This window comes from Seonamhaeicola sediminis (genome assembly GCF_004358095.2).
In the GTDB taxonomy this organism is placed as follows: Bacteria; Bacteroidota; Bacteroidia; order Flavobacteriales; family Flavobacteriaceae; genus Seonamhaeicola; species Seonamhaeicola sediminis.
In genome coordinates, this window is the sequence record NZ_SMZJ02000002.1 from 81,185 (window position 1) to 108,168 (window position 26,984).

Sequence of the window (26,984 nt, forward strand, 5' to 3'; positions counted from 1 at the left end):
ATAAATGCTATGAAATACAAGTACACAAATGATCTTATTAACGAAACAAGTCCGTATTTGCTTCAACATGCGCACAATCCTGTAGATTGGAAAGCATGGAACGACGATGTACTGGCAAAAGCAAAAGCTGAGAAAAAACTTATACTTATTAGCATAGGCTACTCAGCATGTCATTGGTGCCACGTTATGGAACATGAAAGTTTTGAAGATGATTTGGTAGCCTCTGTAATGAACAAAAATTACATAAATATAAAGGTTGACAGAGAGGAAAGACCTGATGTTGACCAAGTATACATGAATGCTATTCAAATAATGACTGGCAGCGGTGGTTGGCCTTTAAATGCTGTGGCTTTACCAGATGGAAGGCCTGTTTGGGCTGGTACTTACTTCCCAAAAAACCAATGGTTAAGCTTTCTAGAACAAATATCAAAACTTTATTACAAAGAGCCTGAAAAACTATACACCCAAGCAGATAAAGTTGAAAAGGGACTCAAGTCTATTGATATAGTTAAAATCAATAAAGACCAACCAAAATTTGATACTGAATTTATTGAAATAGCCGTAAAAAAGTGGTCTTTTATGTTTGATCATAGACTTGGGGGCCTTAATAGAGCACCCAAGTTTATGATGCCTAATAACTATCATTTCTTACTACGGTTTGGGTATCAAACCAACAATCAAGAATTATTAGATTACGTAAACCTTACACTTACTAAAATGGCCTATGGTGGTTTGTATGACCAAATTGGAGGTGGTTTTTCTAGATACTCTGTTGATGAAAAATGGCACGTACCTCATTTTGAGAAAATGCTCTATGACAATGCTCAATTGGTAAGTCTATATACTGATGCCTATCTCATTGATGCAAATGAATTATACAAAAATGTTGTTGAAGAAACGCTTCAATTTATAAAAAGGGAAATGACTACTCATGAAGGTGCCTTTTATTCTGCGTTAGATGCCGACAGTTTGAATGAACAAGACCAACTAGAAGAAGGCGCTTTTTATGTTTGGAATAAAGAAGCGCTTAAAGCTATTTTAGCAGAGGATTTTGACTTATTTTCTGATTATTATAACATTAACAATTATGGCTTTTGGGAACACGGTAATTATGTTCTTATTAGAAAAGATGATGACGATGCCTTTATAAAAAAACATGGCATAACCCAAAAAGATTTTAATAATAAAAAAAACTCTTGGAAAAGCAAACTCCTTGATGTTAGAAATATTCGCCCAAAACCTAGACTAGATGATAAAATACTTACCTCTTGGAATGGTTTAATGTTGAAAGGTTACATTGACGCCTACCGAGTATTTCAAAATGATGAATATCTGGAAATAGCTCTAAAAAATGCCAGTTTTATTTCCAATAAATTAATGCGTGAAGATGGTGGACTCAATCACACCTACAAAGATGGAATAAGTAAAATTAATGGTTACATGGAAGATTATGCTTCTATAATTAATGCCTTTATTGCTTTATATGAAAACACTAAAGATACTAAATGGCTTTATAAAGCCAGAGATTTAACTAGTTATGCGTTTGATCATTTTTATGATCACAGTAGTAGCATGTTTTTCTTCACTTCAAACGAAGATACTTCTTTAATCTTAAGGAGTATAGAGTATAGAGACAATGTTATTCCAGGCAGTAATTCTATTATGGCTAAAAACTTATTTAAACTAGGGTATTATTTTGATAATAACCATTACAACAAAACCGCCATGATAATGCTAAACAATGTAAAGTATGAAATTCAAGAATACGCATCTGGATATTCTAACTGGTTAGATTTAATGTTAAACTTCACTAATCCGTATTATGAAATTGCTATTGTAGGTCCTGATGCTGATAAAAAAATAAAGGAGCTTAACAAAACCTATATACCAAACAAACTTATTGCCGTTAGCACTGCAGAAAGCAAAATGCCTTTACTTGTAAACAGATATAATCCTGATAAAACATTAATCTATGTTTGTATAAACAAAGCCTGTAAACTTCCAGTATTAGAAGTTAATCAAGCAATTGCGTTAATGAAAAAATAATACTTGTTTTTTTGTGACCTTAAAAGGTTTTATTGGTCTAATCAAAAAAGAAATTAAATAAATAGTTTACTGTTTTTTAATCTTTAAAAAGTTGAAATAGTTTACAGTAGTTCTTAATTTTACAAATCAAAAATATATAAAACAAATTATGGAAGTAAGTAAGTATCTTGAAATTGCAGAAAGTTTTATTGTAGAATACGGCATTAAAGTCATTGGTGCTATTGCTATATGGATTATTGGTTCATGGATTATCAAAAGGGTTAACAGAGGCATTGCTAAAGTAATGACGAAACAGAATTATGATGAGAGTTTACAAAAATTCCTATTAAACCTTATTGGCTGGGGCTTAAAAATCTTACTATTCTTAGCAATTCTCTCGCAGCTTGGAGTAGAAACCACATCATTTGCTGCTATTTTAGCGGCTGCTGGTTTAGCTGTTGGAATGGCACTTCAAGGATCTTTAGGGAATTTTGCTGGTGGTGTTCTAATCATGATTTTTAAACCATTTAAAATTGGTGATTTAATAGAAGCTCAAGGTGAAATTGGTGTTGTGAAAGAGATTGAAATTTTTACTACCAAACTTACAGGGTTATCTAATAAAGAAATTATCATTCCTAATGGAGCCCTTTCAAATGGCAACATTATCAATTACACTACCGAAGGAACAAGACGTGTTGATTTAGTTTTTGGTGTTAGTTATGATGCTGACATTAAACAGTCTAAAGAGGTTATGATTAATGTGCTAACATCACACCCCAAGGTATTAAAAGACCCGACTCCTGCTGTTACTGTTTTAGAATTAGCTGATAGTTCTGTGAATTTTGCCGTAAGACCTTGGTGTAAAACGGAAGATTACTGGGATGTTTATTTTGATATTACCGAGAATACCAAATTAGCGCTTGACAAAGCTGGTATTGAAATACCATACCCACATCAAGTTGAAATACAGAAAAAGGGATAATTAAGGTTTTGGTTTTAAAGCCACAAAATCTTTTAAATAATAAGGCTCGAAATAGGCGACATCTTCAATGTCGCCTATTTTATATTTATGGTAAGCTAAGGTACTCATTTCATTAGCTGAAGGTAATTTTTCTTCAATAAAAACAGCATTGGAATGGTTAACAATTTCCTTCGTTTTTGCAACGCCATTACCAATGAAATATACCGTATTTTCTTTTAAATAGTTTTGAAACGAATCGGGGTCTAATATTTCGGCTTGGGTATTTCTAATTTGATTATACCCGGAATCATATACAGCAGAATAAACCTCAAGTCTTCTGGCATCCAACATAGATACAATCACACCATCATCACAATTTACTTGTTTCGCTAAAACATTCAACGTTGGAACTGAAATTAATGGTTTATCTAATGCAAAGGCTAACCCTTTGGCTGCTGAAACGCCAATGCGTAACCCTGTGTAAGACCCAGGACCTTTACTAATAGCAATGGCATCTAAGTTTTTTCTGGTAACCTTACTTTCATTTAAAACCTCATCTATAAATACATGCAACTTTTCGGCATGCGAATAGCCATTTCTAAAATCTTCCTTCAAGGTAATGGTCTTTCCATTTCTTGAAAGTGCTACAGAACAATTAGTGGTTGCCGTTTCTATACTTAAAATTAATGCCAATTTAATATGCTATGGTTTTTCCCATGTAAAAGTCTAAAACTTTTGTCTTAAAAACAAAATCGTACTTAGCATTTATTAAAGAAGACTGGGCATTTATTAACTGAACTCTCATTTGGTCTAAATCAAAGGCAGTCATAGCACCAATATTATAACGCTCTTTGGCATTATTAAAAGCCAATTGTTGAGAAGCTAAGGCTGTTTTAGCGGCTGTGTAAGCCTTTAAAGCTGCTTGCGCATCAGTAAAAGCTCTTTGAATATTTGACTCTAATGTTAATTTAGTTTGATTTAAACTAAGTTTGGCACTTTCTTCTGCTATTATAGATTTAGCTACAGAAGTCTTGTTTTGAAATCTTGAAAACACAGGAATATTCAAATTTAATCCAAAGCTATGCCCCTTATTATCATCTATTTGACCAAAAAAAGAATCTTCTAAATCTGTTAAGTTTGTAAATGATGCCCTAGAGCTATAACCATAAGTAAAACTTAAACTGGGCAAATAGCCACTTTTAGAAATTTCTGTTCCTAATACAGCATTTTCAATGTTTTTTTCTGCAGCTTTTATCTCATTTCTGTTTTCAAAGGCATATTCTAATATGGGCTCAACACTATTGTATAACAGCGCCTCAGATGGTTTATCAATATCAATAATTTCAACGTCAAACCCCTTAAATGGTACTTGTAACAACTGCGACAAAGATAATAATGCTAAGCTGAAATTGTTTTCGGCAATAGTAACCTGTTGTGCATCTCTGCTTAAGGTAGCTTCGGCGTCAAAAATATTTGCTTGTGGCTGTACTCCTGCATCAACTAAATCTTTAACTTGTTTTAATTGCTTTTTACTAAACTCGTATTGAATTTGGGCAGTCTCTAAATTTTCTTTGTTGAATAATACATTTAAATAGGCATTGGCTACATTTAACGAAATATCATCCTTTATTCTATTTAATTCAAACTCATTAAATTCTCTGGTAAGTTTAGATTGTTTATAAAGATTTAAAGTTCTAAAGCCATTAAAGATGTTTTGTGATACACTGAACCCTAACCTACTTTGATTAAACGTTTGACTAACAAAAATACCAGGGTCTATTTCTAAACCACCAACCGTTATATTATGTGAGACCCCTGCATTAATAGAAGGTAAAAATTGTCCTTTAGCAGCTATAACGTCCTGATCATTGTTTAATAATGTATTCTCATTTTGTTTAACAGATATGTTATTTTCTAATGCATGAGCAACACACTGCTCAAGTGTCCATTTTTTTTGTTGTGCAAAACTTAAAACAGTTATTGAAAGTAATCCTATTATAAATACTCTTTTCATGACTATATTATTTTTCTTCCTCATCTTCGGCATCGACTTCTTCGTCTGACGCTTTATTCCATACTTTTATTTTATCTCCTTCCTTAATACCTTCTACAACTTCTAAATTAATACCATCTGACAACCCTAATTCAATATTTTGTTTTTTGAATTTACCATCTATTCCTTTAACTTCAACAAATGGTTTTTCAGTGATTCTGTTATATTGAACGAGTGCTTCTTTAATACTAAGCACACTATCTTTATTTTCAATATCAATTTCGGCATTGGCACTATAACCTGCTCTTATTTTATTATTGGCTTCAATTTCAACATCTGCTTTAATAGTAAATTGAACTGCTCCTGCATTATCGGTTACTCCTTTTGGTGCTACAAAAACTAATTTAGCTGGAAACCTTTGCTCATTTAAAGCTCCAATAACAATATCAATTGCTTTTCCCTCTTCTAATAATGCCACTTCAGATTCGTCAACCTGACCTTCAAAAATCATTTTATTCATATTTGCAACCGTGGCTATAGTAGTTCCTGAATTAAAATTATTACTTTGAATAACTTGATCTCCCTCCCTTACTGGAATTTCTAATACGGTTCCAGAAATTTGCGCCACAATACTTGTATTGGCAGAAAGCTGACCAGATATAGAGCCTTGCTTAACAATTTGATAATCGTTTTTTGCTTGCCTTAAAGCTTCTTTAGCTTGATTTAATGATAACTCACTGTTTTCAAAATCTTGAGTTGAAATAACCCCTTTCTCAAAAAGAACTTTGTTCCTTTTAAAAAGTGTATTAGCATTATCATATGTTAAACGGGCAGTATTCACCCTACTATTAGCGTTTGCCAACGATTGTTCGTTTGGAACAATTCTAATTTTGGCTATTAAATCACCCTTTTGAACAAGGTCTCCTTCCTCTACCAAAATAGCATCTATGATACCTGTTATTTGGGGTTTCAATTCAATTTCTTCTTCTGGATTAAGGCTTCCTGTAGCTACTATCTTAGAATTTATTGTGGTGAAAAAAGGCTGTTCAACATCAAAATCATCGCGTTGGTTTGAATTAGCATCTTTAAAATATTTTAAAACGGCTACAAACGCAAGTAGCAAAACAATACCGATAATAACTTTTACTGATTTATTCATATTATATTATTATTTATTCTTCTCTTAGGGCATCAATAGGTTTAACACTAGTTGCTTTATTTGCTGGAATTAATCCTATTAAAGTACCCAGAATAACTACAATTAATAATGACAAAAACACCATTGAGATAGAAACGGATGGGTTCCGCATCCAAGGTTCATTGCTGTTCAACATGGCATTATTAATTAACATCAAAATGACTCCTCCAGAAATAATTCCTATAAATCCAGCCATAAGTGCTAATGTTACAGACTCAACAATTATTTGTCTTTTAATCATTATTGGAGTAGCTCCTAAAGCTCTACGAATACCTATTTCTTTAGTACGTTCTTTAACTGTGATTAATAAAATACTACCTATAGCAAAAACCCCAGCTATTAAAGTGGCAATACCTACAAACCAAGTTAAAAACTGCATACCTTTTAAAAACCCCGTAAATTGACTAAATCTATCTCCTAAATTAAAGCCGAAGAAAGCTCTATTATCATTTGGATTTACTTTTTTCAGATTTTTAAGCAATAATTTCACGTCTGCTTCTACCTGATTGATATCATTTTCTGGCTTCCCTGTAATCATCATCCAATCAATTCTATCACCACGATTGTATAGTTGTTGAAATGTTGTAAATGGTATGTGCACATCTAACTGCGGACCACCAAAATTAACCACCTTAAAAACCCCAATTACTTTGAAATTTGTGTTACTAATTGAAATTATTTTACCGATTGGGTCTTCATCTTTTTCAAACAACTGTTTATAGACATCTTCGGAGATGACTCCAACTTTCTTACGTTCATCTATATCACTTTGATTTATAAAACGTCCTGAAGTTAAGTCGGGTTTAGCTACCTCATTTAGTATAGGGAAATCTCCAGTAGTGTTAAATGAACCCGAAAATGTCTTTCTACTTAAAACAGCGTTACCCATTATTCTTGGAACTACCAATTCTACGCCCTCTATATTTTCTTCAACTTTTTTTACATCGTCTAACCTCAAAATAACCGGTCTACCCTCTTCGTATCCTTTGAAAGGCATACTTGTTTTACCCCCACCAATAAATACGCTATTAGTAGCAAAATCTTCAAAAAGAACATTAAAGTTATTTTCTATGCCTCTTGCCGAACCCAAAAGACCAATAAGTAACAAAATACCCCACCAAACACCTACCATGGTTAAAATAGACCTAAGTGTATTCTTTTTTAGGCTTCCTTGTACTTCTTGCCAGGTATCTTTATCAAATAAAAAACCAAATATTTTAATCATTTCGAAGCGCTATAATTGGTTTAATTCTAGATGCTTTTTGAGCGGGGACAAATCCTGCCAAGGTTCCAGCTGCAATTAATACAATTGTTGCTGTTATAATGATATTGAAATGCACCTCTGGGTTGGTGATATAATATTCTTTTAAACTAGGGCCTACCCATTTTAAAACACCAACTCCAATAAGCAAACCTATATATCCTGCTAATGCTGTAATTAAAACAGATTCAATTAAAATAATTGAAACGATTGATTTTGGTGTTGCCCCCAATGCCTTACGAATACCAATTTCTTTGGTACGCTCTTTAACAATAAAAATCATAATGTTGCTGATACCAACTATACCTGCAATTAAAGTTCCTAAACCAATAATAAAAATTAAAATACCCAAGCCCCCTGTCATAGTTTCAATGCCTTTAGTTTGTAATGCCATATTATTAACTCTAATAGCGCGCTGGTCTGTTGGCGCTACATTCTTTCGTTGCCTTAGGGTTTGGGTTAAATCTGTTCCAAAGGTTAATGCCTCATCTGAGGACATTTTTCTGTTATAGGTAATATTAATTTCACCTACTGCATCCTTGCCAATGTATATATGTTGTACTGTGGTTATAGGTAAGTAAGCCAAACGTTCTTGAGAATCGCCGCCATTGTCTTTAAAAACTCCTACTACTTTATAATTTATACCTTCTAAATTTACATATTGGCCAATAGCTGAAGTTTTCCCAAATAAATCTTCTTCAATCAATCTACCAATGACAATGACTTTTAAATGGCTTTTTATATCATTAAGATTGATAAACCTACCTTTTTTAATTTTTAATTTTTCAATATGTTGAGCATCGGGGTGAACACCTAAGACATTATAACTTCCTTTTTTATTAATAAATGACACTTGAAAATTACGACTTAGCTTTGGTGTTATATATTCAATCTTGTTACTGTATTCATTTTTAATATATTCAAAATCTTCATTATAAAGTGATACCGCTCTGCCTACTTGAAGCCCTTTATAGGGCTTTGATGTTCTGCCACTGTAAACATAAATAGCATTATCTGCTGTTTTTATAAAAAGTTCATCAAAGGTGTTTTCTAAACCATTGGCAATTCCAAAAAGTATGGTAAACAGCATAATGGCAAATGCTACTGTAAAACCAGACAATAAACCTCTGGTTCTGTTTTTATTAATACTTTGAAATATTTCTCGCCATAGGTCTAAATCAAACATGTTGTTTAGCTCTTACTTGTTTTATTGCGGTATCTTCCATAATAACCCCATCTCGAAGTCTTATAATACGTTTACACATATTAGCAATATCCTCTTCATGAGTTACCATTAAAATAGTTTTACCTTCATCGTTTAATTGCTGAATGAATTCCATAATCTCATAGGAAGTAGTCATATCTAAAGCACCGGTAGGTTCATCAGCCAATAACAATTTAGGGTTTGCAGCCAACGCCCTAGCTATTGCGACACGTTGGTTTTGCCCTCCAGATAATTCTTTTGGTAAATGATGAGCCCAATCTGCCAAACCAACCTTTTCTAAATGGAACATTGCCAATTCTTGACGTTCTTTGCGTTTCATTCCTTGATAGTATAATGGTAATGCTACATTTTCTAGGGCATTCTTATAGTTGATAAGATTGAATGATTGGAAAATAAACCCTAAAAACTTATTTCTATATTCAGCCGCCTTTTTCTCGTTTAGATTCTTAATTGGTAGCCCATCTAGAATATAATCTCCAGAATCTGCATGATCTAACATACCAATAATATTAAGTAATGTGGATTTTCCTGATCCTGATGACCCCATAATGGCTACCATTTCACCTTCTTTAACAGATAGATTTATTCCTTTTAAAACGTGTAAGCGGGAGTCTCCTATAGGATAGGATTTGTGTAATTGTTTTATTTCTAACATTTCGAGTGGATTACTGTAGCTGCTATGGTCTAAAAATAAGACTCATTATGCAAAGAAATGTTACAAATAATACACTGTAAAGTTTTTATTATTTTTTTAACGTACCATACTTCCTGTAAATAAAAAATATGATACCCCCAATAAGTAAATAGGGTACTGCCATTAAATACTTAATACCGTTATTTATGCCTTCGGCTGCACTTTGGGTTTCTTCACTTTCTAAAACTGCTCTGCACATAGCGCATTGAGCATTCGTCTTCAAAAAAAAGAAAAGAAAAAAAAGATATAAAATAATTTTCCGCTTCATTAATAATATGGTGATATCATAATATAAACAACTACGCCTGTAATAGCCACATAAAACCAAAGCGGAAATGTGATTTTTGCAATTTTCTTGTGCTTTTCAATATTGTTTGTGATAGCTCTCACATAAGTAATTAAAACAAATGGTATAACCGCAATAGACATTAAAATATGCGTTATTAATACAAAATAATAAAAATATTTAGTAATACCTTCTCCTCCAAATTTTGTAGAATCACTGGTCATATGATAGGCAATATACATAAGCAAAAACAAAACCGACAACACAATGGCGAAGGTCATCAACCGTTCATGCAACTTTACTTTTTTATTTCTAATAGCTATAAAGGCTAACACCAATACCAGTGCAGTTATAGCATTAATACACGCATAAATGGGTGGCAAAAAAATAGGTAGCTCATAATCTATTTTAATACCAAAAAGAGCCGCAACAGCCAATGGAATTGTAACAGACAGGACTACTATTAGTTTGTTATACCTCTTATCTTCTGAAATTTTTTTTTGATCACTCATTATTCAATTTTATTAAGCGGTTCTGTAACAAGACTTCAACAAACTCAGTCTAACGGTTTTGAATGAAAAACTCTTATTCATTAAGTAATTTTTTAATATCCTCTTTTAAGATGCTAATTTGCTCTTGTTGCCCTTCATCATTTACCTGCTCTTCTTCAGAAGTAATTCCCTCGTAGTATATAATAGGATTTCCAGATACATCTTTCCTACATCTTATAAATCCGTTTTTATCTACTAAAGCAAAATTACCTGAATGTTCAAAACCACCCTCTACATCTTTATTTTCTGCAGCATAAATGTAAAATCCTTTGTTTGCCAATTCATAAATAGCTTCTTTCTCTCCTGTCATTAAATGCCAATTGAGATTGGTAATACCATAATTATCAGCATATGCCTTTAATACCTCTGGGCTGTCATAATCTGGGTTTATAGTAAAAGATGCCACACCAAAATTCTTAATGTCTTTAAATTCATTTTGAATTTTTATCAAATTTTGATTCATTCTTGGACAAATTGTTGGGCATGTTGTAAAGAAAAACTCAATAACATAAACCTTTCCTTCAAAATCTTTATTAGTGATAGTTTTTCCATATTGATTAGTAAAGCTAAATTCTGGAACTCTTTTGTTTTTACCATCTGCTGCAGGTACAAAAAGTAAATCTGATACTTTAGGTTTTTTATCATCAGCAGCATAGTCACTTCTACTCTCTTGCCTTGTAATATCACCTTTGCTTATTCTATCAACAATTCTAGGTACAAAAATGATTCCAAAAACCAGAATAATAAAAGCAATTCCTATGTATGAGTAATTTGTTTTTTTGCTCATGTTTTTTAGTTCTTAATACAATTATACAGTATAATCATTACGAAATGTATTCGGCAATATTATTGTTTCTCTACAGCCTTTAAATCGTTAGCGCGTCTTATATCAGAATTAAACTCTCCTTTACGCTTTTGTCTATATTCCGTAAACAAGATGCGCATATCTTCACTCATTTTATTTTTTATAATAGCTACCTCAACACAGTTATAACCTTTTAGTCCATAAATAGGGGTGCCCTTTTCAATCTCACGGTCTTCTCTATCATCTATTCGTCCACGTTGATTTAGTTCTTTATCTATAATGTATACATAATCTGTTGCCAGTGTATTTTCTAATGGTGTTGCACTCTCTATACTTCTATACATTTTTAAGATATCTTCGGGGTTACCAAAAACGAAATGCCAAAATTTGAGGTCTTCATAATGGCTAATTTCTCGTTTTAATTCTTTAGCAATTTCTTCTGCTCCATTAGGTAATACAATAACTATTTGAAATTTCTTAAAGCCTTTGAACTTATCATAAACCAACTCTTTTAAGTTAGAAGCAGCTGTAGATTTATCCATTGGGTTATTACCAAAAAAACCAAGAACCGTAATATGTTCTTTAAGTTGGATGGGGTCTTCAGAATGAGCGTTGAAAGCCCTAAGTTCTAACACTTTTTCATTTACAATATCTAATGGGGTATAATTATGTGTAGCCGGATAAAGCAACAACAAAAAGGTTACTGGAAGGAAGAATAAAATTCCTAAAACCGTATAACGTCCAACTTTTTTTAAATCCATTAAATAATTGCTTTTTAAGTCTTTAAATAAATTATGCAAAAATAAAAAAGGTGGTTCTTATAAACCACCTTTTAAACTATATTTTAACACAGATTATGCTATTTAAAAGTCTCTTTTGATATATCCATCTTTATACACGTCAAAAACGTAACCACCTTCTTGTAGTAAGATGAATATTAAATAAAGTATTAAGAAAATAGCCGTCCAAACTACAGCGCGTCTTAGGCCTTTAGTTTCATCACGCATATGCATAAAATCCCATGTAATATAATACGCTTTTACAATGGTTAGGATGATGAAAATCCAGTTTAAAAGCTTCATCCCTAAAACATGAGCCATTAAACTATCTGGTTTGTATATACCCAAGACAACCTCAACTGCAGTTACAATAGATAATAAGATTAAAACCCCCCAAATTTTTTGAGTGTTGCTTTTAAATTTTATTAAACCCCTTAATATTGCTAAGTTATGTGCGTGTGCCATAATTTTTAATATACTTTTTAATTAAACTAGGTAGAAGAATGTAAATACAAATACCCAAACTAAATCTACAAAGTGCCAGTAAAGACCAACTTTTTCAACCATTTCATAACTCTTACGTCTTTCGTAAGTTCCTAATATCACGTTAAAGAAAATAATGATATTAATAACAACACCAGAAAATACATGGAAACCGTGAAAACCTGTTATGAAGAAAAAGAAATCTGCAAATAATGGTGAACCATACTCATTTACATGAAGATTAGCACCTTCAACCACTAATGTTCCGTTTTCTTTAATTTGCTTTAACGACTCTTCTCTAGATAAAACAGTCTTTTCGCCTTCTTCGTTAATAATTTGAGTTCTTACTAATATATTCTCATTAGCTTCTAAACCAGCATATACTTCATCTACCGTGTACGATGGTAATGACCCTTCAGAAACAAACCATAATCCGTTATCACGATTATGGGCAGTTCTTTCGGCATGTGCATCAGCAACAGCAAAATCTCTTAAGGCTACTCTATGTCCGTCAGTATCTACAAACTGTAAAATATTACCTCCTTTAGTTTGAATAGCTCCATAATCACCTTTAATAAAGGTTGCCCATTCCCAAGCTTGAGATCCAACAAATATTAAACCACCTATAATGGTTAAAAACATGTATAGAGTAACTTTAGCTTTATTTAAATTATGTCCAGCATCAACGGCTAATACCATGGTAACAGACGACATAATAAGGATGAACGTCATGAATGCCACATAAATCATTGGCAATTCCTGACCATGCAAAAACGGTACGTGTGTAAATACCTCATCGGCAATTGGCCATGAATCAATAAATTTAAATCTAGAAAAACCATAGGCCGCTAAAAATCCTGAAAATGTTAATGCATCTGAAACGATGAAAAACCACATCATCATTTTACCGTAACTTGCTTTTAAAGGTTGATTACCACCTCCCCAAGTTTTCCCTTCTGCTTCAGCATTTACAACTGTAGTACTCATATATAAAGGTTGTTATTTAAAAGTTGCACAAAAATAATCATTTTATTCATCTAACGAAATATAACCTGTAAATTTTAAACTATGACAAATATCAGTTTCATAAAACAAAAAAAAAGATTTTCTTTTTCAATAAAAATGTTCTTTTCTTATTTGACGAAGTACAGAAATAAAAACAAGTAAACCCACAGTATATCTACAAAATGCCAAAAGGTAGCAGCTAGTTCAAAACCAAGTAAATTTTCAGCATTATACTTTTGTTTAAAATGATTATAAATTACTACAATTAAGCAAATTAAACCAGCTACCACATGCAATATATGTACAACTGCAATTAAGTAAATATAGGATACCTTAACATTGCTTGTTGGCCCTGTCCAATGATAGCCCATATTTATAATTTCATTAAATCCTTTTAACTGAAAGATTATAAAAGCCATTCCCAGAATCAAGGTAATTAATAACCATAGTGTAGTGCCTTGTCTGTTACCTTGTTTTAAAGTCTTTTTTGCTGCTATAAATGAAAAACTACTAACCACTATAATGATTGTGCTTATAATAAAGGCATCTGGTAATTGAAAATCTTTTAACCAGTCTGGTCTTGATTTACTTACCAAAAAAGCACTGGTCCATCCCATAAAAGACATAATTAATGAAATGATACCAAACCAGAGCATCATTTTTTTAGCCCTTGCTTTCTTTTCTTGCGGAGTTCCTTGAGTTAAATCCATGGATTATCTGATAAATTTATCAATTACATATACTATTTGTATCAATGTGATATAAGATACACTTGCTAACATTAATTGTTTTGCAGCTTTTTCGGTCATTTCTTTAAACAACCTAAAAGCGTAATACACCATTCCCAGCCCCAAAACACCCACTAAAATGGCTGCTACCACAGAAAGCTTTAAAGTTCCTGTAAAACCAAAAACGGGAATGATAGACACTACAAAAGTCCATATACAATACATTATGGTTTGTACCGCTGTTCCTTTATCTTGCTTTCCTGTGGGTAACATAAAAAAACCTGCTTTTTCATAATCATTATATAAAAACCAGCCAATAGCCCAAAAGTGAGGGAACTGCCAAAAAAACTGAATTGCGAACAAAGTACCTGGTTCAATACCAAAATCATCGGTAGCTGCAACCCAACCTAACATAAAAGGAATGGCTCCTGGGATAGCTCCCACAAAAACTGCTAAAGGGGTTTTGGTTTTTAGTGGGGTATATACACAGGTATATAAAAAAATAGAAATAGCACCAAACATAGCAGTTTGCTTGTTGATAGTATATAGAATAACAATTCCTAAAAGCGTAAAAATTGAGGCTATTATAAATGCCGTTGTGACTGTCATTCTACCTGATGGTATAGGCCTGTTTTTAGTACGATGCATTAAAGCATCTAAATCTTTCTCAATAATTTGATTATAAGCATTAGAAGCTCCTACCATAAAATAGCCTCCCAAAGCTAAAAGCACCAATGTTTTAAAATTGATAATATCAACACCTAATAAATATCCAGCAAGTGATGAGAATACCACGCTTAATGAGAGTCCCATTTTTGTAATTTCCTTAAAATCTGAAATTACCGAAGGTGTTGTTACTGAAGTTTTTGACCTACCCAATACTCTGTTTTGTTTTGCGAGTGCAAAGATACTTTATTAATGTATTTTGGCAATAGGATTAATTACAAAAATGACACAACTTAAAAGCTAAAGCAAGTTTAACACAGGTAAGTTCAGTATGATATTGTCAAAAATCGAAATACCAATTAAAAAGATCAGTTCTTAATCCAAAATTGAACCAAACCGCACTGTTGTTGAAAGTACTTGTTGTGGTGGCGTTAGGATCAAAATTTCTAAACGTAATATCTGTAAACAATTTTAGGTTTGAAGCGGGATTAACCACATAACCAGCCTGCAAATTACCGTAAAAGAACTTGGTTTTTATACCCTGACCAATTTCAACACCTGTATCAAATGGCCTATCTCCTTCTACTCTATAAATATCGCCTCCGTAATTAAAATTATCTGTGCTGTTATTAAAATCGAAGCCTCGATTCCCAAAAATAAATCTAGCATCGGCAAACCAGCGATTTAAACGATATCGGCCTATTAAAATCAATTCACTAAAATTCGCCCCCCATAAATGTGCCAAAGGTTGGTTGTTATGTGCATAATTTAATACAATGGTATTGTGTGAATAGGTATAAGGTCTAATTCTGTTATACTCCAACTGTAAAAACAGATTATCAACTTTAAAAGCATTGTAATATTTAACTCCTATCTGGTAACCATATTTGTTTTTCCAACTTTTTTCTCCGCCTTTAATATCACTTAAAGAAAACTCATCTAAAATAAATTGCCCATAAACATTTACATTATCACTAAACTTATATTTAGCAGTGGCTCCTAACAAAGCATTACCTGCACCTTGACCCGTTTCGAACTCAATAGCTCTGTAAAAAATAATGGGATTTAGATAGTTTACATCAAAGCCTCTGTTGTTGCTGTTCGTCCAAAGCACCGATTCAAACAAACCTAAATTAAAACGTTTAGATACATTCCAACTTAAGTAATGGTTAGCCACATATTTGGTTAAAAAGGCTTTATCTTGAACTACCTCATCTCTAACGTCCTTCATCCACATAAACGTATTGGTGTACTTTAATTTCCAGAATTTGGTATTGAGTTTTAAAAATGGGTGTGGACTGGTTACATCGCTTAACAATAACGAACGATAACCATCACCAATAAAATTCTTTCCGTGCCCAAATTGTATATTCAAAAAATCTCCAGGTGAATATGATAAGTATGCCTCTGCTACAGGGTAATCATAAGAATTTGATTTAAACCGTTTAGCGATACCACGTCCGGGAATAATGGCCGGATCTGGTCCAAATGCCTTTAAACTTTCAGCATATCTATTCACATAATCTGCAAAACGCCCCTGACTTTCAAAAACAGCCGAGTAAAAATTAAACTTTTTGCCCAAGCCACCTTGTATTACAAAACCTCTTGTATTATTATAGGTTGAGTTAAAATCAGCATCTGTGTCTTTACCAACTTGTAAATCGAAAACAGGATCTATTGTAAACCAATAATCTTTTCCTTGAATTTGCACTAAATGTTCATTCCAGAGTTTTTTCCCTGCCCATGTATTAGCCTTTTTTTGAAGGTTTTCATATTGAGCTTCAAAATCATAATATTTAGAGACATCGCTATACAAAAATGGTTTGGACGCTGTGTGACTATTTGTTCCCAATATATTCATAGCTCTATCAAACTGCGCATAGTCACTATGTGTAAATTGTATGCTTAATTCACTAGAAAAACGTTTGTTATTATAGGGCTGCAAGCCTTTATTGACTTTATCAAACTCTTGCCTTGAAGCTTCTTCTAATTTAGAAACCTGTTTTTCTGTTTCTAAATCTTGTGTTATTGGTTCTTGTTTTACCAATGGGATTTGTATTGTAATGGAATACTGTTTAAAAGTACCTCTCCCATTGTAAGTAGCAGGTGTAATTTTTGGGAATGTTTCAAAAACACGTCTGGCTTCCTCTTTTAATTCGTTGTAAATAGCATCAACATATATTACTTTAAAAGTTCCCGTAACGTCTACTTCAAATAGCACTACTATTTTACCTTTATAGTTCTCATCAAAAACTTTTTCGGGCACTTTAAAATTGTCATAAATATGATTATAAACATTTTTATCGAAGCAATGTTGTAAGGAATCAATCTTTTCCCTTTCGCAATTTGGAAAAACTGGTGGCTTTTCATTTAAAATTTCCTCTTGAGAATGTGCAAAGAACTGAAGAAAAAGCAGACATAGGACAACAAATCTTTTCATGTAAAAACTAAGAATTGATTTAAAGTTGAAAGATAATATATTTTTTTGACGAGACGATTTTATCAACAATCAAAAACCGCCACCAATAGGTTTGATAGCGGTTATGAATTCTAATAAGTTGTTGGATAACCTATAACCTAATTCTGTACTTTAAAGTTTATGGGTAAATTATACCTTACTGCTACAGGTTTATCTCTTTGTTTACCAGGTATCATGTCTGGAATTAAATCTACAACCCTTTCGGCTTCTTTACTAAGCAACGGATGCGGAGCTCGTGTTTTTATTTCGGTCACTTTGCCCATTTTATCAATTTTGAATTGCACTTGTATTTTTTGAACACCTATAAGTCCTAATTCATTAGCTAACTCAACATCAAACTTACGTTGGATAAGTTTGGTTATTTTTTCAGACATACATTTACTTTTAGCCTCTCTTCCTTTCTTCTTTTCGCAACCCGGAAAAACAGGCACTTCTTCAACTTTAATAAAATCTACTGGTGGGGTATCAACTGGGGGGTTCACTAAAACAATATCATCTGGATTTAGAGGTAGGGCGTTGGTTTGAATGGGCGTTTCAATAACTGTAGGAGGATTATCTTTAATAGGAATAAATTTTGTAGGATTTACAACCCTTTTTTTAACTACGGGTTCAGCAAAGGATTTTTGTTCTGGTTTTATTACTGGAATTTCAATAGTAAAATTATCATCAGGTTCCCATCTCTCAGCTATTGTTGGAATGGTAGTTTCAAACTTCATTTCAAATAACCCATAGGTTACCAAAAGGCAAACTATTAACCCAACTTGGAAGTAGAGGGTAGAGTTTTTTTGTAAATTTGCATCATGCTTTTTTGATTTTTTTGCAGCTTCATTTTGCCGAATGACACTGCTAGAGTCTTTTAGATTTCTCATAATTAATTATAGATTAAATGTTAATATTATGATAAAATCACAAGAAGCATACCAAAAAGAAATCCCGTTACATATTTTGTAACGGGATTTTATATGAATATTTTGACTAAGTTAAATGTCTTAAAACTTGAGATTCAATTAATCTTGTACTTGGAATATAATTGGTAAAGAATACGGAACATTCACAGGTTTACCACGTTGCTTACCTGGTTGCATTTTAGGTAATAAACCAATAACTCTTTTGGCTTCTTTTTCTAAGCCTGGATGCGGAGCTCTAGCACGAATACCAGTTACGTTACCTGTTTTATCAATTTTAAAGATAACGTTGATACGTTGTCTTCCAGACAAACCTAAGTCACTTGCCAAATCAGTGTTAAATTTTTTATTTACAAAATCTGATATTTTTTTTGACATACATGCTCTTTTAGCATTGTTATCTCCCTTGTCACAACCTGGAAAAATTGGCACATTTTCAATAACTGCAAAAGGTACGTCTATATCTTCTTCAACTTCTTCTACAACAACTTCTTCTACTTCAACAATTTCAGTTTCTTGATCTGCCTCAGTTGATTCTATAACGGTTTCTTCTACTTCTTCTTCATCCTCAACAATTTCTATCACCTCTGGTGCCGCTGGCGGTGGTGGCGGTGGTGGTGGCGTTTGTATTTGCTCTGTGATTGGAATTTCTTCATCATCTTCATCTCCTAAATCCAATTGACCAATATCAATAGCTTCCTTATCATAAGTTTTATAATTGATGGCGAAATTTGTTAAAAATAACATTAATGCCAAACCAATTGCGAAGTAAAGAGAGCTATTACGTCCTACATTTGCTTTTGTACTTTTTTTCGGTTCCATAATTAATCGTTTATCAAGGTTGCTAAAATAACTATTTATTTGTCAAAAAAGCAAGAGTTTATTAGTTTTTAACGTGTAAACTTTTTGCATTCCATAATACTACTGATGCCATCAATACCCCTAATGTATTTACTAAAGCATCATAAATATCTAAAGATCTAAATTCTGTAAAACTTTCTTGAAGTACTTCAAGAATTATACCAAAAATAATTGACAACAACCCAGCTGATAAAAGTGCCTTTTTTATTTTTACATTGAACGTAAATGAAAACGAAAAAAACCATGATACTGTTAGAACAGCATAGGCTAAAAAATGAAATATTTTATCTCCAAAAGATATCTTAACATCTGGAAGGTTGTTAAGTTTAATTAAACTAACTGTAATTATAAAGAATGTGTAGACCAGAGTGCCTACAAAAACCGTTTTTTTAAGCACCTATTAAGGCTTTATAATCATCTGCAGACATTAGGTTATCTACTTCTGACAAATCTGAACACTTCACCTTAATCATCCAACCATCTCCATATGGGTCTGAATTTACGCTTTCAGGCTCATCTTCTAAAGCTTCATTAAACTCAATTATTTCACCAGAAAGCGGCAAGAATAAATCCGACACAGTTTTTACAGCTTCAACAGTCCCAAAAACCTCATCGGCTTCTAAAGTTTCATCAACTGTTTCTACTTCAACATAAACAATATCACCTAATTCGCTCTGTGCAAAATCTGTAATACCAATGGTTGCTATATCTCCTTCTACACTAACCCACTCGTGGTCTTTTGTATATTTTAATTCTGATGGAATATTCATTTTATCTAAGTTATTATTTTAAGCAAAAGTATTTATTCAAATTATAATTTCAAACTGATAACACTTAATTACCAAAATTATACCTGAGCGTTAAGCCAGACCTGATTGTAGTTTGCGGGAATGCTGTTGAAATTGCGTATTCTGAAAACGCATAATCAAAATAAAAAATACCAGTTAAATTTCTACTAAATGCATAGTCTGCAGTGTATTTTAAGCCCCAAATGGTTTGCCCAGATGTGACTTGATTGTTCTCTAAATCTAAATATCTGATAATGGTTTTGTTATCTCTAACAGAAATATCCATTTTCATATCCAAGTCACTTACAATTCGCTTTTGTGGACCTGCTAGTTTTGAGCGGATACTTAAATCTTTAATTCTATATCCCAATCCAAGTGTATATTCGTTGCCTAAAACCTCTGTGAGCAAATTATTATCAAAACTCAATGATAACATACGATCTCTTCTTATTTCGGTCAGGATTTTTATAGAGTTTTTCATCTCGAAATCCAATCTAACCAAGGGACTAAAGGATTCTACTAAATTAACACTACTAAAAAGACGTTCACTTTTAAAATTACCCGATTGGTCCAATGCTTCTTGTGGCTGATTAGCATAATCAACTTCTGGTATAGGAGCCTCATTGTCATTTGGGTTTGTATTCAAATTCAAATTAGTTCTAAACTGACCAATGGTATATCCCGAACGGTATCCATGGGTTAATGAAAAACGTTTAAACCGTTTCTTAAACCAATTAAATTTCATAAAACCAGTATATTTCAAATCCCAGTTAGGAATAGGCACGTCTCTAAAAGCAGTTAACTTGGCACTGTTAGCATCTTGCCCTTGGTAGGCTGCCAAAAATGCTGGTAACAATACCTTTTGACTATTTTTACCAAAACCTAGGGGAAAACCGTCATCTGGGTTTCTAGCATAGGTGGTATTACCATAAAACTTTTCAGCTAACCTCTCAGCTATTTTAAGCCTGTTAGCTCTGAAATCATTAAAGACATCTGAGTTTGTTTCATCACTTTTGCTAAATGCCGTTTTTATGAGCATTGTAGATATATTAAAGTTACCGAAAGTATTTGGGGTTAACGATTGATACTGAAAAACGCCTCCAATTTCATCAACCCTATAGTTTTCAGTGTAATTCTCGTAATACGCTCTACTACCTACCACATCAATCTTTAAATCTCTTACAGGTTCTAAAGTAGCGGCATAATCAAAATTTTTGGTGTTAGTTGTTGAAAATTGTTGATTAAACTCTGGGAATAATGTTAACCAGCCTCGTCTAGCAGCTTCAAATCTTACATCGCTTTGACTTCCAAAAGTAAATCCTGCCGAAGGTTTTAAAGTTCCAATAAAACCAGGTGTTTGCGTATAACCTGGCAAAAAGGTTCCGTTATTTTCGGAATAATTAAATTGAATACGCTTAATACTAGTTAAAATATCAACACCTGCATTTAAAATTTTAGTAGCTGATTTATTTTTTGGTCTTTTTTGATTAGCGTTGTTAGTATTTGCACCTGGAGGTCCTGGATTAGCTCGCCTAACATTTCTAACTGGTTTTTTAACCAAACCAATGTATTTGTACAAACTATTCATATCTAAAGATGAATTGATTGTATGCATATTAGAGTTCTGAATGGTATTTCCTAAATCATAGGTTTGCCCATTCAATTCAATATTTCCATACAAATCAGAGCCTTTTTGCCATTGAAATGTTCCGTTATACTGATATGTTGCATCTATAAAACTAAAAGCAGGAATCTTTTTGATTGGTAATTGATAGGTTAACCCTAAGTTTTGCACTTGTCTATTGGGGTCACCCACATCAAAGAACCCATCCCAAACATCTAAATTTTTATCTTGCTCTCCGGCTATTAAATCATCATTAAGAAAATAATTTCTAACTATATTATTATTTGAGGCTGTAAAGTTAAATTGTAATGCATCTGTTACATTATAGTTTATGGTATATTGAAAGTCAAAACTATAGTTTCTTCTAAATAATTCTTCAATGCCTATGTTAGAACCTCCTAAATCTATTTCCCTATATTTCTGTCTATTAAACTGTCTATTAATATCCGTATTAATTGTAAAACTTGTAGGCAATAAGTTAACGTTAAAATCTTTTAATAATTTCCAATATTTTCCAGTAAATAAAGAGTCATTCTTTTTAAACGGTTCAATTTTAATAGGATTGAAATTGAAAGCATAATTAGCTCCTACCCTAACCATTTTATTAACCGAATTTTCAATTTCAAAATCCCTGTGTTCAACTTTATTATAGGAGTAGTTAAGTGTTAAATTCTCAACATCATAAAAACGTGGTGTTTTTTCTTCTGAAGTCCGTACTTTTCTAACACCTATAAAATTGATGCTCTGTCTTTTTGTGTAATCTTCAGATTGCTGTTTTATAGTCTCGCGTTCTTCATTACTATTAGCGGCGTTTATTCTAGATTCTAAAGTTAAATCCTCATAAAACTGATCGTACTTTGGCGTTATTAACTCTTCGCTTTGCGCATAATTAAATGGCACTTGAATACCCCATTTTTTGGGTAACAGTTGTCCTACTTGTACATTAGTAACAACATCATATTGTTTAACATCTTCTAGACTACGCTGACTGGGTCCTTGCTCAATGGATCCAAACCCAGAGGTGCTTTGTCTACCCGTAGCACTAATAGTAGCAAAGTCAGCTACATTGGCATCCATACTCACAACAGCAGCCCAACCGCCTTCGTTATCCATATCTGATAAACGAAGCTCATTAAACCACACTTGGGCGCACACATCATTTCGATTAGTTGCATTTTTTACCCCAACCATTAAGGTTCTTACATCTCCAAAGTTAGGGTTACCCTTAACTCCAATTCTATGCTGACCAGCAATATACCCAGAAAAAGGGTCACTAACAGGAACTAAATCGTTTCCAACTACATCATAAAATGTTGGATCTTCATTTGTTAGAGTACCATCTGAAATACCATTAGATTTAATCTGTCCTAATAACTCAATTGGTAAATTAATTTCATTTTCCTCTGGCCAAAGTCCCTCTCTGGTAGTAGATGTAGACACTTGTAATGGTAATTCAATTTGGTAGAAGTTATCATTAAGGTCATTTCCAATACGAATAAACCCAACCAATTCATCACTAGCTAAACCTCCATTTTCATCATCTTCAGCATGCATAAACATTCTCAAACGCTTAAACTGGCGCATATCAATGTTTATATTTTTAAATACGGCCCTTGAATCCTCTACTTCCAGATTACATACATTAACAACCAATGACTGCTCATTTTGTTCAATAACAGTATTATTATTAAACAGTTCCTCTGGTTCTATTCCTGGTGGCCGCTTATATATTCCTTCATTTTCAATGGTTCCAATAACACCTACAGAAAAATCTGTTTGTGAATCTTCTGGTGTAGGGTCATTTTTATCTAATGCCTGATTAAAACGCCTCCAATCACTCCTAACTAAATCAAGCGTACCAAATCTAAAAACGGTTTTTTCTGAAAACTCTTTAAGATACATTCTCACAAACCTAACCGATCTTAAATCACTGATACCTCCAACAGATTTCACATGACTTCCTTGAACAGGAATTCTTAACTGATACCACCTGATATTTTTAGTTTCACCATTAGGAAGTGTTCTTGGTCTATTTTTAAAATCTCTTAAAAAACTTTTTAATGGATTTGAATTTGGCAAGTTTTCAAATTCAGCCTGATCTTGAGGTAAATTTTGTCTGGTAATATCAAGTTCATACTCATAATAACTATCAATAGTATTCATAGTATTATCTCGATTGATATCTTCTACATCAGGTTGCGTATTAGCGCCTCTGTCGGTATTGGTAAAGGTGTCGGGGGTATTACCTTGAACTCCATTGTATTGTTTATAACGCTCAAAAATATTACCCGAAGCGTTTAAAAAATATGTATAGTTGTCATTTGCTGGATCCGATCCAAAATTAGAACCAAAAACAGCAGCTTCTTCTACATCATCATAGCCATCATACCCCACATCTTGGTTATCTCTTTTATCTCCTGTAGTATCAAAAGCATAAATTAATGATTGGTTCTGGGGCACCACCGTACCCCAAGCAGTAGCGGGCAACAAACTCACATCGCCATCATCTGGCAATCCATTTTCATAAAGTTTACGGCCATCTTTAATAATATCTTCTGAAACATTACCAAGATTAAAAACCAACTTACCTCCTGGATTTGAGGGGTTTTCCTGAAATGGATCCTGTAACCAAAACTCTATATACTCTACGTTAGCCTGCTCTAAATCTGTAGAAGTGAGTTGTCTTGTAATTCCAGCCCAACTTTCACTTGGATTATTAATAATTCCGTTGGCTGTTGTAGGATCAAAGTTATAAGGTCCTCTTTCATTAGGATAATACGTTAAATCTAATGTAAAAATAGTAGCGTTTTGACCTTGAACCAAATCTCTTTGAGGAAAAAGCTCATCAATAAATACCCTACTAGTAAATATATCTGACACATCATTATCCGATACATCTCCAGGACGTTGACTACTGTAAAAAATAGGGTCTACAGTATACCAATTTAACATGGCTCTACCATAACCATTTTGAATACCATTGTTATCATCACCAGGTGAGTTTGTTAAATCTAATGGCCTACTAGATAAAAACCAGGATTGTTGCGCTCTTAAGTCTATGGCATTTTGAGTACCCTCAAAATCATCAATATATGAGGTAGCTTCTCCATTAAGATTGGTTCTTTTTGGCGCCCCTGGTGCTAAATATGCAAATTCTCCTCTTAGAGAAAGATTAGATTCTGCATCAGTATCAATATTAGGTAGCTTATTAACCAATCTGGTTAGAAAAGGTACTTTGGTAGCATAGTTACCATTCATACCAAAAATAGTGTTATTAATTGGTTCTGTACCGTAATTTGCCTTTTGAGTTATTGGGCGCTCATTAAGGTTTAAGAGTGTTGCGCCTAAAACAAAATCTTTATTAAACTTATGTTCTACATTGAGTCCGGTAAAACGTCTAGTTTGCTGACCAAAGACAGCATTGTTTTCAGTAGATACTTCAATAGGTGTATTAGAAGCTTTTAAAGCTTCATCTAAAATTTGAACACGTCCCAACTGATAGTTAACTGTATAATCTATACCTTCAACAAGCACTCTACCCCCAGCAGTTACTCTTACCGAACCTCTTGGCACATTAAACGCACCCAATGGAATTCCATCACCACCAGAGGACTTGTAGCGTCCTCTTAGTTTAAACTTATTTTTTTCAACCTCTTCTAAAGCAGCCGTTTTGGTACTTTTATATAATATGTCATATACATATTTTTTCTGATTGTCATTATAACTCAGGTCATCTTTATAATCGCCGCCACCTAACACATTAAAAAGATACTCACCAAATGGCTCTGCACTAGTAAAAACAATTTTCCCGTTTTGGGGTATTACAGTTATCCCAGGAAAAAAATCAAAGAACCCATCTCCTTTCGCTTGTGGGTCATTATTAAAATTAAGTTTATCTAAATTAAAAACCCTTAATAACGGCACATTTTCTAGTAAATTCTCTTCAGGTGTACTTGCACTAACTGGATTTCCATTAATATCCAAATCAAAACTAGCTCCCACTGGTGTTATAAAGTTTAAAGGCGAGGCTTCGTTATAAAAAATATTCAATTTAAAATCATCTGGACTTAAATTATAAGCACCCGTATCATAAATGTTTTTCATCATTAGATTCCAGACAGGCTGATCTACGTTGGTAACGGCACTTTTTAACATTTTCAACACCAAATTGGTATTTACCACAGCTGTTACTTGACCTGTGTTATTAGTTGTAACATTAGTTGCATCCACACCATCATTAGCAAACTCACCAACCTGATATACTTCTCCTCCAAGTGTATATTGGAATGCCACAGCCAAAACTTCATCATTATTTAAACGTTGGTTTAAAGAAATATAACCTAGTTCCCTATTTAAATTATATTCTTGACCATCAATAAGTTTTCTAGCATTTTCCAACTTACCATAATCAAATCCTTCTCTCATATTGGGTACTAAAAACCCAGATTGTACAGTAGCTACATCTCTAATAGCATCGGTGATTTGAGAATTGGCTCCTCCAATATTTGTGGGATCAAATGCATTATTTGTATTATCTGGTAAGGCATCTGGCGAAAAGATGTTAACTACCGAACCTATTTTATCTGGGTCACTACTAGATTCTCCCAAATCCTGAAGCGCCACAATGTTTCTAACATTATCTGTTCTATTACTTCTATTGGTCACCCAAACTTCTATCCTAGTAATTTGCAAACCTTTATTGTTTATAAATGGATAGTTTGCTAAAGAGGTATCGTATGTATCCTTAAAATACTGTGCTAAAAAGAAATGACGATTCTCATCATAATCTCTAATAAATAATTCAAACTCTTCAACAGTTCCTCCCCCTTGAGCAACTACTGTATTAGCTTGCGATTTTTGTTCTGAAAAAACGCCTGTTACCGTTGTTCTTCCAAACTGTAGTTGGGTTTTAACCCCGAACAAACTCTGTGCCCCTGTAATTAAAGAACTATTTAAGGGCATGTTCACATTACCAACTTCTATTTTTTGAATAATATCATCTTCTGTTGGAGTATATTCTAACTTGATTAGGTTTTGAAAATCAAAAGTAGATTGGGTATCATAATTGGCATTCACCTGAAGCCTTGTTCCTACCTTACCAATTAAGCTTAAATTAATTCTCTGATCAAAGTCAAATGTAAAATTACTTCTATTTCTTGGCGAAAAAGAAGGATTATCTTGTTTTGAAAACAATATTCCTAGATCCATTTCAACAGATCCTTGAGGCGCTACTTCAATAGTATTTCCACCAAAAATAGTTTCAAAAAGATCTGATTTAACGTAAAATTCAGGTAACAAGTTCCTTTGTCCGTCTTCATCAGCTTTCCCACTTAAAGCATCAACCTTTTCTTTGTAATAAGACTTAATATTTTCTTTAGCAACAAGCTCATAATACTCTTTTGGAGTTAAAATAACGGGATATTTTATATTAAAACTTCCAATCTTTTCTGTGTAGATGTAGCGATCGGTTACAGGATCGTATGTGTATTTAGATTCAATACTATTGGGGTTTGGAGCCTTAATAGTTCCTCTACTATAACCTGTTTTAACCGAGTCTTGGGGGATTTCTTGAGACCAGGAAACCAATGAACAAAGCAGCAAAAAAACTGTAAGTATTAATTGTTCAAGCGATTTATAAAATTTGAGGGTGGTTCTGTTCAAAATCTT

At 33.1% G+C, this 26,984-nt stretch carries 22 protein-coding genes; 2 read left to right on the forward strand and 20 right to left on the reverse strand.

The window, feature by feature from the left end; translation table 11 throughout:
• Positions 1-9: 9 nt before the first annotated feature.
• Positions 10-2,046, forward strand: a complete 2,037-nt coding sequence (locus E1J38_RS03030) for a thioredoxin domain-containing protein (RefSeq protein ID WP_133355912.1) — start codon at positions 10-12, stop codon at positions 2,044-2,046.
• Positions 2,047-2,194: 148 nt separating this feature from the next.
• Positions 2,195-3,007 carry a mechanosensitive ion channel family protein gene (locus tag E1J38_RS03035; protein WP_133355911.1) on the forward strand — a complete coding sequence of 271 codons (813 nt, stop codon included), beginning with the start codon at positions 2,195-2,197 and terminating at the stop codon, positions 3,005-3,007.
• Here E1J38_RS03035 and tsaB read toward each other — a convergent pair whose 3' ends face one another.
• From tsaB to sov, 20 genes are all read right to left on the reverse strand, one after another.
• Positions 3,008-3,679: a tRNA (adenosine(37)-N6)-threonylcarbamoyltransferase complex dimerization subunit type 1 TsaB gene (tsaB, locus tag E1J38_RS03040; protein WP_133355910.1), complete on the reverse strand. Its 672-nt coding sequence runs from the start codon at positions 3,677-3,679 to the stop codon at positions 3,008-3,010.
• A gap of 1 nt (position 3,680) precedes the next feature.
• The gene (locus tag E1J38_RS03045; protein ID WP_186525806.1) at positions 3,681-5,000 is read right to left on the reverse strand and encodes a TolC family protein; all 1,320 of its coding nucleotides are present in this window, start codon (positions 4,998-5,000) and stop codon (positions 3,681-3,683) included.
• Between the two features lie 7 nt (positions 5,001-5,007).
• Positions 5,008-6,138 carry an efflux RND transporter periplasmic adaptor subunit gene (locus E1J38_RS03050; protein WP_133355908.1) on the reverse strand — a complete coding sequence of 377 codons (1,131 nt, stop codon included), beginning with the start codon at positions 6,136-6,138 and terminating at the stop codon, positions 5,008-5,010.
• Between the two features lie 13 nt (positions 6,139-6,151).
• Positions 6,152-7,402, reverse strand: a complete 1,251-nt coding sequence (locus tag E1J38_RS03055) for an ABC transporter permease (protein WP_133355907.1) — start codon at positions 7,400-7,402, stop codon at positions 6,152-6,154.
• Positions 7,395-8,624 carry an ABC transporter permease gene (locus E1J38_RS03060; protein ID WP_133355906.1) on the reverse strand — a complete coding sequence of 410 codons (1,230 nt, stop codon included), beginning with the start codon at positions 8,622-8,624 and terminating at the stop codon, positions 7,395-7,397. Before E1J38_RS03060 ends, E1J38_RS03055 begins: the two co-directional genes overlap by 8 nt.
• Positions 8,617-9,318, reverse strand: a complete 702-nt coding sequence (locus E1J38_RS03065) for an ABC transporter ATP-binding protein (protein ID WP_133355905.1) — start codon at positions 9,316-9,318, stop codon at positions 8,617-8,619. Before E1J38_RS03065 ends, E1J38_RS03060 begins: the two co-directional genes overlap by 8 nt.
• Positions 9,319-9,406: 88 nt before the next feature.
• On the reverse strand, positions 9,407-9,556 hold the full coding sequence (locus tag E1J38_RS03070; protein ID WP_369407149.1) for a hypothetical protein: 150 nt from the start codon (positions 9,554-9,556) through the stop codon (positions 9,407-9,409).
• 68 nt (positions 9,557-9,624) lie between these two features.
• On the reverse strand, positions 9,625-10,155 hold the full coding sequence (locus E1J38_RS03075) for a DUF420 domain-containing protein (protein ID WP_133355903.1): 531 nt from the start codon (positions 10,153-10,155) through the stop codon (positions 9,625-9,627).
• 73 nt (positions 10,156-10,228) lie between these two features.
• Positions 10,229-10,981, reverse strand: coding sequence for an SCO family protein (locus tag E1J38_RS03080; RefSeq protein WP_133355902.1), 753 nt, complete (start codon positions 10,979-10,981; stop codon positions 10,229-10,231).
• A 59-nt stretch (positions 10,982-11,040) separates the two neighbouring features.
• A complete protein-coding gene (locus E1J38_RS03085; RefSeq protein ID WP_133355901.1) occupies positions 11,041-11,760 on the reverse strand; it encodes a hypothetical protein in 720 nt (239 codons plus the stop codon).
• 102 nt (positions 11,761-11,862) lie between these two features.
• On the reverse strand, positions 11,863-12,243 hold the full coding sequence (locus E1J38_RS03090) for a cytochrome C oxidase subunit IV family protein (RefSeq protein WP_133355900.1): 381 nt from the start codon (positions 12,241-12,243) through the stop codon (positions 11,863-11,865).
• Between the two features lie 21 nt (positions 12,244-12,264).
• Complete coding sequence (locus E1J38_RS03095; protein WP_133355899.1) at positions 12,265-13,248, reverse strand: cytochrome c oxidase subunit 3; 984 nt, start codon at positions 13,246-13,248, stop codon at positions 12,265-12,267.
• A gap of 146 nt (positions 13,249-13,394) precedes the next feature.
• Complete coding sequence (locus E1J38_RS03100) at positions 13,395-13,976, reverse strand: cytochrome c oxidase subunit 3 (RefSeq protein ID WP_133355898.1); 582 nt, start codon at positions 13,974-13,976, stop codon at positions 13,395-13,397.
• Positions 13,977-13,979: 3 nt separating this feature from the next.
• Complete coding sequence (cyoE, locus tag E1J38_RS03105; protein ID WP_133355897.1) at positions 13,980-14,873, reverse strand: heme o synthase; 894 nt, start codon at positions 14,871-14,873, stop codon at positions 13,980-13,982.
• A 127-nt stretch (positions 14,874-15,000) separates the two neighbouring features.
• Positions 15,001-17,100 (reverse strand): gliding motility outer membrane protein RemB, encoded by a 2,100-nt coding sequence (locus E1J38_RS03110; RefSeq protein WP_133355896.1) that lies wholly within the window; start codon positions 17,098-17,100, stop codon positions 15,001-15,003.
• A 137-nt stretch (positions 17,101-17,237) separates the two neighbouring features.
• The gene (locus E1J38_RS03115; protein WP_133355895.1) at positions 17,238-18,008 is read right to left on the reverse strand and encodes an energy transducer TonB; all 771 of its coding nucleotides are present in this window, start codon (positions 18,006-18,008) and stop codon (positions 17,238-17,240) included.
• A 138-nt stretch (positions 18,009-18,146) separates the two neighbouring features.
• On the reverse strand, positions 18,147-18,866 hold the full coding sequence (locus E1J38_RS03120) for an energy transducer TonB (RefSeq protein WP_133355894.1): 720 nt from the start codon (positions 18,864-18,866) through the stop codon (positions 18,147-18,149).
• Positions 18,867-18,927: 61 nt separating this feature from the next.
• Positions 18,928-19,302, reverse strand: coding sequence for a VanZ family protein (locus E1J38_RS03125; RefSeq protein WP_133355893.1), 375 nt, complete (start codon positions 19,300-19,302; stop codon positions 18,928-18,930).
• Entirely contained in the window at positions 19,295-19,675 is a 381-nt protein-coding gene (gcvH, locus tag E1J38_RS03130) for a glycine cleavage system protein GcvH (RefSeq protein ID WP_133355892.1), read from the reverse strand. The genes E1J38_RS03125 and gcvH overlap by 8 nt, the downstream gene beginning before the upstream one ends.
• Before the next feature lie 64 nt (positions 19,676-19,739).
• Positions 19,740-26,978 carry a T9SS outer membrane translocon Sov/SprA gene (gene sov, locus E1J38_RS03135; protein WP_133355891.1) on the reverse strand — a complete coding sequence of 2,413 codons (7,239 nt, stop codon included), beginning with the start codon at positions 26,976-26,978 and terminating at the stop codon, positions 19,740-19,742.
• Positions 26,979-26,984 lie beyond the last annotated feature (6 nt).